The sequence below is a fragment of the Sphingomonas sorbitolis genome, from assembly GCF_036663875.1.
In the GTDB taxonomy this organism is placed as follows: Bacteria; Pseudomonadota; Alphaproteobacteria; order Sphingomonadales; family Sphingomonadaceae; genus Sphingomonas.
This window is the reverse complement of the sequence record NZ_JAXOJS010000011.1, coordinates 57,474-66,035: the sequence shown is the minus strand read 5'-3', so window position 1 is coordinate 66,035 and position 8,562 is coordinate 57,474. Positions and strand designations below refer to the sequence as shown.

The 8,562-nt window shown below is 63.7% G+C and carries 7 protein-coding genes; 2 read left to right on the top strand and 5 right to left on the bottom strand.

Going from position 1 to position 8,562, the window contains the following annotated elements; all coding sequences use genetic code 11:
* The first annotated feature begins 527 nt into the window (after positions 1-527).
* Positions 528-773 (top strand): hypothetical protein, encoded by a 246-nt coding sequence (locus tag U1763_RS20135; RefSeq protein WP_332756709.1) that lies wholly within the window; start codon positions 528-530, stop codon positions 771-773.
* Between the two features lie 313 nt (positions 774-1,086).
* Positions 1,087-1,896: a SirB1 family protein gene (locus U1763_RS20130; RefSeq protein WP_332756708.1), complete on the top strand. Its 810-nt coding sequence runs from the start codon at positions 1,087-1,089 to the stop codon at positions 1,894-1,896.
* A gap of 33 nt (positions 1,897-1,929) precedes the next feature.
* Here the strand turns inward: U1763_RS20130 and U1763_RS20125 are convergent, their stop codons facing one another.
* From U1763_RS20125 to U1763_RS20105, 5 genes are all read right to left on the bottom strand, one after another.
* Positions 1,930-2,304 carry a hypothetical protein gene (locus tag U1763_RS20125; protein WP_332756707.1) on the bottom strand — a complete coding sequence of 125 codons (375 nt, stop codon included), beginning with the start codon at positions 2,302-2,304 and terminating at the stop codon, positions 1,930-1,932.
* A 68-nt stretch (positions 2,305-2,372) separates the two neighbouring features.
* Positions 2,373-2,660 carry a hypothetical protein gene (locus tag U1763_RS20120; RefSeq protein ID WP_332756706.1) on the bottom strand — a complete coding sequence of 96 codons (288 nt, stop codon included), beginning with the start codon at positions 2,658-2,660 and terminating at the stop codon, positions 2,373-2,375.
* A complete protein-coding gene (locus U1763_RS20115) occupies positions 2,660-5,923 on the bottom strand; it encodes an error-prone DNA polymerase (protein WP_332756705.1) in 3,264 nt (1,087 codons plus the stop codon). The genes U1763_RS20120 and U1763_RS20115 overlap by 1 nt, the downstream gene beginning before the upstream one ends.
* On the bottom strand, positions 5,920-7,710 hold the full coding sequence (locus U1763_RS20110; protein ID WP_332756704.1) for a Y-family DNA polymerase: 1,791 nt from the start codon (positions 7,708-7,710) through the stop codon (positions 5,920-5,922). Before U1763_RS20110 ends, U1763_RS20115 begins: the two co-directional genes overlap by 4 nt.
* On the bottom strand, positions 7,625-8,386 hold the full coding sequence (locus tag U1763_RS20105; protein ID WP_332756703.1) for an ImuA family protein: 762 nt from the start codon (positions 8,384-8,386) through the stop codon (positions 7,625-7,627). Before U1763_RS20105 ends, U1763_RS20110 begins: the two co-directional genes overlap by 86 nt.
* Between the last annotated feature and the right edge of the window lie 176 nt (positions 8,387-8,562).

Below are 8,562 nucleotides of genomic sequence, written 5' to 3'. Positions count from 1 at the left end.
CCCATCGGCAACATCCCGCCTGCCGAAGCTGAAGATCAATATTATGCTGCCGCGGACAATATCGATATGGCAGCGTGACTCACAACCCAACGCCTCCGGTAGACCCGGCGCGGTTCAAAATGAGGTCGATAAGGATATGTTTTTACACATCAACTAGGCAAATTTTGGAGACATAAACAATCCCGCTAAGTCAATGGACTTGCGGGCTTTTGTGTATGGTTGCGGGGACAGGATTTTACCGCTGCAGAACTCGTTTTAATTTACGCACCGCTCGCTGTGAGGTTGCATCAAACCAAGTTTAGAAAGATTTCCGGCGCCGCGCAGCTCCATAGATGAAACTTTTAGTTACCCATCACACTCACTTTTAATAGTGGCACTGACCCTCGAGAAGGCGTTCGGCCGTTGCCAAAAAGGCATCAGCGATTGCCGTCACGCAATGCATTAAAAGGATTCATAATGATCTGCGACGAGATGTGGAATAGCGTTACGCTTTACGGTCGACAGGCTGAAATTGATCGCTTCAAGGAGTGTTCATCGACGTACCTGACGACGATGGCGACGAGACGCTCCTGGCCTTTGATGCCATCCTTCCGATCGCTCGAGCGGAAAGCCTTGAGCTTTTCGGAAAAATCGCAAGATGTGCGGGGTTCCAAACTTGGAATTTTCGCGATTCTATAAAACAAATCCTCGGAACCTACTATTTCGCGTTCGATACCGGCAATCGTTCCCCGTTCCGGTATTTAATTATCTTGCCATACTATTTCCTGAACTAGCGTTCGACTGCTATTGCATTGCTGACAACGATTCATCGATGGGCTTCGGCTGGTTCAATCCTCCACCCGGAGGGGAGGATTTTTGTGATGAACATAGCGTACCGGTAGACCATTGGGAAGGAAACGGCCGTTATCGCATCGATCCAATAGCGCATGAGCAACATGAAAGATTGCGGGCTCTTGTGGCAAAGCAGGCCTACGATTTGAGCGTTGGCAATTAACCACCTCCCGTATCGTAAACTGGTTGGATGAGGCGCGCCGTATCCTGGCGTTGCCATGGAAACGATCGAAGCAGCCTCCCATCTAACGGCTCATGACCAATAGCATTCTGCATCTCGGCCTCATGGAAGACGGGGAGATCGAACTCGATCTGGCCGCCCTCGAACTCGCAGCGCTCGATCACCCCGGTATCGATCTCGATGAATATCTCGACGAGCTCACGGACATAGAAATAGCCCTCCGCGCCGCTGACGGCGACGCAGTGAGTAGCGTCGCGCAGGCTCAGGCCCTGAGCAGCGTGATGGTCGAAGAGTTTGGGTTCTCTGGCGACCGGGTGCACTACGACGATCCGCAGAATGCGGATTTGATCGCCGTCGTCGATCGACGGCTCGGCCTGCCGATCAGTCTCTCAATCATCTATGTGGCGATGGCACGGCGTCTCGGATGGTCGGCGATGCCGCTCAATACCCCCGGCCACGTCCTGGTGCGCCTTGGCGACGCATCGGATGCGCTGATCATCGATCCCTTCAACGATGGTCGTATCGTTGCCCCTGCACAGGTGGAAGCCTTGTTGGAGCAGATGACAGGCCAGGCCCGGTTTTCCGACGGGATGCTTCCCCTGTCGAACCGATCGGCGCTCGTTCGATTGCTGCTCAACCAGGCAACCCGTGCCGAGCAGGCCGGGGATCCCGCGCGCACGCTGGTCCTGTACGACCGCATGACGATCGTGGCGCCTACGCACGCCCATGGGTGGTGGGAGCGCGCCAGGCTTCAGTTGGTCGCAAGCGATGTGGCCGGCGCCCGCAGCAGCCTCAGCGCGATGCTGGAAATTACCCGGGATGACGATCTGCGCCTGCAGGTATCCGCAGCGCTCGATGCCCTTCCCCGGCCAACGCCGTCTTGAACGTCGTAGTGGACTGGCTCTCGCCGTAACGCCTTATCCGAAGCGCATCCACCGTCGCTCATGCCAGGCCCGGGACTGAACGATGTCTCCAAACCGCCAGAACCGGGTTTCCCGCGTGTGGGGACCTGCACGAACGAGGGTCCAACATTCGCCCGTCGGCAGCTCGGCGATGCGGTGAATGTGCGTAGCGTCGACGTGGTAGGTTTCGCCAGGGGGTCGGTGAACCAGTTCGCTGTGCCAACCGCCGTTTGGATCCAGGTGGAACACCTCTTCGACATAGCCGCCATCAACGATCTCGGTGTCGAAGCTCCAGGGGTGATCATGCGGGGTCGCATGCGGCTCTTCCATCTTGAACCGGTGCAGCGCGCGTCCGTCATCCAGATGATATTTGGTGAAAGCCCGCGACATGCGTTCGACGCTGACGATCCGCGTGCCGTCGGGAACGCGAGCAATCGCTGCTCGCGGTAATCGCATACTCACGGCTCAGACACCTCTTCATAACAGCCGGCGCGGCGCAGCTGGCGGACGATCCCGTTGAACGCCGCGGTCACACCCTGTGCCCTGCCGATCTCGTTCTCCTGCCGGGCGGCATCCCAGTAGAGCTCGAGGGGCCAGCGTTCCGGGCAGTGCGGGAGCAGGCAGCGCAGCGCCAACCGGATCTCGACGACATCGACGCGAGCGTCCGAGCAGCGCGCAACGCCGCCCCGCAAGATATGCACCGATAGCGCGATGACAACGCGTTGATGACGGACAAGCTTGGCCATCAATGGAAGTCGTGAGATTTGAATTTCACGACAGCTTCCGGATCCATGCCGTCCGCATGGGGCGGCCAGTAGGAATTGCGAGGGTTCGGGCTCCAACCCTTGTCACCGCGGTCGGGGGAACCGGCATGCTTCGCGCCATCACCGCGGCCGGTCCGGTGCGGGAACGACATCTCGCCGACCCGGTGCATCAGATCGCCGTGGTCGATAATCCGATCGCAGATGACGTGGATGACCTCGCCCTCCTTCTGCACCCTGCCCTTCATGCCGATCATCGACGCGGACATCACAGTGCGGCGCTGCCGCTCGAACCGATCGGGCCACAGAATGCCGTTGGCGATCCCGGTCTCGTCTTCGATCGTGATGAATAGCACGCCCTTGGCAGACCCGGGCTTCTGGCGAACAAGGATGATGCCGGCGACCTCGACATGGCGTCCGTCGCGAATGGTCGCCAGGTCCGCACACTTGGTCACCCCACGGCGCGCCAGCTCGTCGCGCACGAAAGTCAGCGGATGTGCGCGCAGCGAGAGCTGCAGCGCCCGGTAGTCCTCGATAACCTCACGACCATCGGTCAGTGGGCGCAGTTCGACATCGGGCTCGATCCCTTCCGCGCTGACGGCCTGGTCCGCGCGGTCGGCCGCGGCAAACAGCGGCAGCGGCCCTTCGCCGAGCCCCCTCACCTTCCACAGGCCCTGCCGACGATTGGCACCGAAGCTATGAAAGGCGTCGCCGTCGGCGAGCTTCTCGATCGCCGCGCGCTGGACGCCCGATCGTCGCCATACATCTTCCACGCTTTCGAACGCGGTCAGCTCGCGCGCGCCGACGATCTTGGCGCCGTCCGCATTGGACAGACCGCGGATCTGCCGGAGTCCCAGCCGTACGGCGAGGTACCGCCCGCCATACGGCTCCAGCGTGCAGTCCCAACGGCTTGCGTTGACGCAAGGGGGGCGAACCACGACGCCATGCTCGCGCGCGTCGCGAACGATCTGGGCGGGTGCATAGAACCCCATCGGCTGCGCGTTCATCAGGCTCGCGCAGAACACGTCCGGGTGATGATGCTTCATCCACGACGATGCGTAGGAAATCTTGGCGAATGAGGCCGCGTGGCTCTCGGGAAAGCCGTAAGACCCGAAGCCCTCGAGCTGACGGAAGGTGCGTTCGGCGAACTCACGCGGGTAGCCGCGCTCGACCATGCCCCCGATGAGCTTTTCGCTGAAGTGCGACACGCCCCCTGTGAACTTGAACGTCGCCATGGCACGGCGGAGCTGGTCGGCTTCGGCCGGCGTGAACCCCGCGCCGACGATCGCGACCTTCATCGCCTGCTCCTGGAACAGCGGCACGCCGAGCGTCTTTTCCAGCACCGCGCGCAATTCGGGCCGCGGGTATTCCGGCTTCTCCAGCCCTTCACGCCTACGCAGATACGGGTGAACCATGTCGCCCTGGATCGGTCCCGGTCGTACGATCGCGACCTGGATCACGAGATCATAGAAGCGCCGCGGTTTCATGCGCGGCAGCATGCTCATCTGCGCGCGGCTTTCGATCTGGAAGGTGCCGAGCGTGTCGGCCTTTGAGATCATCGCATAGACGTCGGGATCATCGTCCTGCAGATCGGCCAAACCGACCCGAAGCCCCTTGTCCACCTCGAGCATGTTGAAGGCGCGATTCATGCAGCCGAGCATGCCGAGACCCAGCACGTCGACCTTCATGAACTTCAGCGCATCGATGTCATCCTTGTCCCACTCGATGATCTGGCGGTCTTCCATCGCGGCGGGTTCGATCGGGACGAGATCGTCGAGACGGTCATGGGTGAGAACGAAGCCGCCTGGATGCTGAGACATATGGCGCGGCACGCCGATGAGCTTGCGGGCTAGCTCGAGCGTGAGGCGCAGGCGACGATCGCCGATGTCGAGGTTCAATTCGTTGACCTGCTTTTCGCCGACGCCTTCGGCCGACCAGCCCCATACCTGGCCGGCCAATGACGAGGTCAGGTCCTCGGGCAGGCCAAGCGCCTTGCCGACGTCGCGCACCGCGCCGCGCGCCCGGTAGCGAGTGACGACCGCAGTCAATGCCGAGTGGTTGCGGCCATAGGTTTCATAGATCCACTGGATGATCTCTTCGCGACGCTCATGCTCGAAGTCGACGTCGATATCGGGCGGCTCGCGGCGCTCGCCACTTACGAACCGCTCGAACAGCAACTCATGCTTGATCGGGTCGATCGAGGTGACGCCAAGCACGAAGCAGACGCAGGAGTTCGCAGCGGAGCCCCGGCCCTGGCAGAGGATACCGCGCCGGCGGGCTTCGCGGACGATCGCGTAGACGGTCAGGAAATACGGCGCATAGCCAAGCTCACCGATCAACCGCATCTCGTGCGCGATCTGCTCGGTATAGGCAGCCGGCACCGCGCCGTTGAACATCACGTCGACGGCGTCTTCCGCCAGCTTCTGCAAGGCCTCTTGCGCGGTCAGCCCGTCGATCAAACGCTCATGTGGATACTGATAGGCCAGTTCACCCAGATCGAACGTGCACAGACGGGCAATGTCGACGCTGGCGCGCAGCGCATCGGGATACGCCTTCAACCGCCGGACCATTTCGTCGGGGGATTTGAGTGCACGATCGGCATTGACCTCGCGCCGGTAGCCGAGTTCGTCGACGGTGCATTTCTCGCGCACGGCCGTCACCACGTCCTGGAGAAGCCGGGCCTCCGGTGCGTGGTAGAGGACATCACCCGTCACCACCGCGCGAACGCCAGCGCCGCCTGCCTGCCGCGCCAGCGCATCGATCCGCACGGCGTCGTCCGGCCGGCGCCGCTGGAACAGTGCCATATACCCGCGACGGCCATAGAGTGTCTTCAGGTCGGCGAGTGCTGCCAGGTTCTCCTCGTCCGCCTCAAGCGGCAGCAGGATGGCGATCATGCCTTCCGACCAGGGCTCGAGGTCATGCCAGTGGAGAAGACACCCGCCCTTCCCCGCCCGCTTCTTGCCCAATGTCAGCAGACGCGTCAGGCGCGACCAGGCGGGGCGGTTGGTCGGGTACAGCAGCAACTGCCGGCCGCAGGACAGATTGACACGCGTGCCTGCGATCGAGCGAACGCCCGTCGCCTTCTGCGCTTCCCAGGCGCGCACCACGCCCGCGACGGTGCCGATGTCGCTGACCCCGATCGACGGATAACCAAGCAGCGCGGCAGCCGCAAACAGCTCTTCAGGGCTCGAGGCGCCGCGTAGCAGCGAGAAGTGCGTGAGGACCTGAAGTTCGACATAGTCCGTCATGCGAACACGCCGTGCATCCACCAGCTCAGATCGCCGGTGTCCTCGACGAACCCGTCGCCACGCCGGAACACCCAGTAGCGACCGCCGGTCTCGTCCTCGACGCGGTAATAGTCGCGCACCGCCCAAACTTCCGCGTCACGGCGCCACCACTCACCGTGGATCCGCTCGGGGCCGTCGCCGGCCACGACCTTGTGCGGACGGCCACGCCATTCGAACCGTCGGGGTGGCTGATCGGGCATGAGCGCTATGACACCCCATAGCGGTTCGGGCCTGGCCAACAGGCGCGTCGGTCGTCGCCATTTCGGCCAGCCCGCGGGCGCCACCACCGGGTCGGCACGCATGACGGCGCGCTCGGGCACGTGGCTTTCGACCGGCGCGATCCGGAACACGGCGTCAGCGCCGATGCGACCGGCAACGACGTCGACGAGACGGGCCGGATCACGCACGAGTACCTCACCGGCGAGAACCGCGCCAAGATCGACCGCGTCGAGCGGCTCTGTGTGCGGTGCCGCCAGATAGAATTGCTCGAGCCCCAGGCCCGGATCGATCCGCTCGATCCTGAGCTTCATGAGCCGCAAAAGGTGCGAGACCTCGCGCGTCGGGCGTGAGGTGCCGACGGCCACGACCTGCTCGGTGCCATCGACGCGTAGGCCAGCGAGCCGCAGCGATCGTACGCCGAGCCCTTTCGCGCGCAGCAGCTCGGCCATGTCACTGAGGAGATCCTCCATGACCTGCGCAATCGCGTCTGCGGTGACGATCGGTTCGAGCAGCCGGCGTTCGACGATCGGCATGACCTCGTCGGTGCGCGGCGTGATGGGTTCGGCGACCGCGCCGAGTGCCTGATCGAGCCGCGTGATTGCGGCCAGCCCGAGCCGGCGTGCCAAAGGCCCGCGCGCGACCGGTAGAAGATCGGCGACGCGTTCGAAGCCGAACTTGCGGGCGGCAACGAGCGCGGTGCCTGCCAGGCGCAAGGCCGCGACCGGTAGGCCGCTGAGCGCGTCGACCGTCCGCCCTGTGGGCACGATCGCGATGTCGGCAGGCCCGAACCGGGCAATAGCGTGTGCCGCGCCCGGTGTGTCTGCAACCGCCACGCGCGCGGTGAACCCGGCACGCTGGCAAAACGCGCGCAGACGCCGGCAGAACCGTTCTTCCCCGCCATGGAGATGCGCGCAGCCGGTCAGGTCGAGCCACAGCCCGTCGGGTGGTGTGGCGGCTGCGATCGGCGACCAGCGGCGCACCGCGCGTAGCGCGAGCTGATCCAGCATCGCGGCATCCGCCTCCGTCTCGGACGGTCGGATGTCGAGATCGGACACCAGCGCACGCGCATGGGTCGCAGCCATCCCGATCGTGATCCCTAACGCGGCAGCGCCATCGCAGGCGGCAACCACCTCTTCGCGCCGGCCGACCTTGCCCACCAGCGCGAGCGGCGCCCTGTGAAACGCGGCAACGGTCGCCGCGACCCTGTCGTGACTGTCGGCTTGCGCTGGTCCGTGAAACGGATGGTTCGCCGCCTCCGATCGTCGGCCGAGTTCACGCATGGGCAGCTTGGCATGCGCGGGCAGCGCTGCGATCTGACCTTCCACGTCATGCCTGGTCGGCATATCAGCGCGCGCCCACCGCGCACCCGGCCGCCACCCGCCGCCCCGCGGTACCGAACACGCACCGGGATCGTCGTCGACGGGAAGCTGAAGGGCGGGCCGCTCAGGCGGCCGCGTAGCGTGCCGGTCCAGCCGTCTCAGCCGCTCGATGGCCAAGTGCGGCAGGAACAGCGAGACAACCCGTCTCATCGCAGCCCTCCAAAATCATCGAAAATGCTTCACCGCCACGCTGCCGTGCGACCTCGACCTGCCACCGCGATCGGCCGACACCCGCGACACCCAGCCGTTCGGACGACGCACTGGCGATGCGCCAGCGCGTCCAGGCCGCAGACGGTTCGGCAAGCGGATCCTGGTCGCGGTTACGTCTGCGTCGCAGGATGAGAACGGGAATGTCGGCGTCGGCCGCGACCAGTTGCAGGCGCCGGGTCGCCACCATCGACATCCGGCTTACCTCGGCGATCACCGCCGACGGCGTTCCATCGCGCACCGCGTCCTCGACAACGGCCAGTAAGGCCGCATCGTCACGGGGTTGCGCATGGATTAAGTCGGCAGGCGCCAGCCCTGCCTGCTCAAGGCCGGGTGCATAGAGATCGTTGCGACAGCTTACCCACAGCACCGGTCCGCCTGTATGCGCCGCCTCGCGCGCGGCGATGCCTGTCAGGAACAGCGTTGCTGCGGCATCGTCGACCATCGAACAGCTTTGCGCGGCGACCTCATGCAACGCGCCGGCGCGAAGGCCCCTGCTTGCGAGGCGATCGTCGAGTACAGGGATACCGAACGGCATGATGCGGTGATCCACCACCGGCGTTGCGATTGTCCGCAGGTGGGCGATGGTTGTCGGCAGGGACTCGAGGGCGGTGATCATGATTTCTAGACTCTACCTGTTCCCTTTATGTTCCGTTACCGGATGGCGTTGGTCAACTGGGTTTATGTCCCGCAGTTCAGACTCTTTGCTCTTGACCACGGCTCACCGCCGTACGGAACGGTTGCGCAACGAAACGTAAACAGGACGGAACGAATTCGCTTTCGTTCTGAACGCGG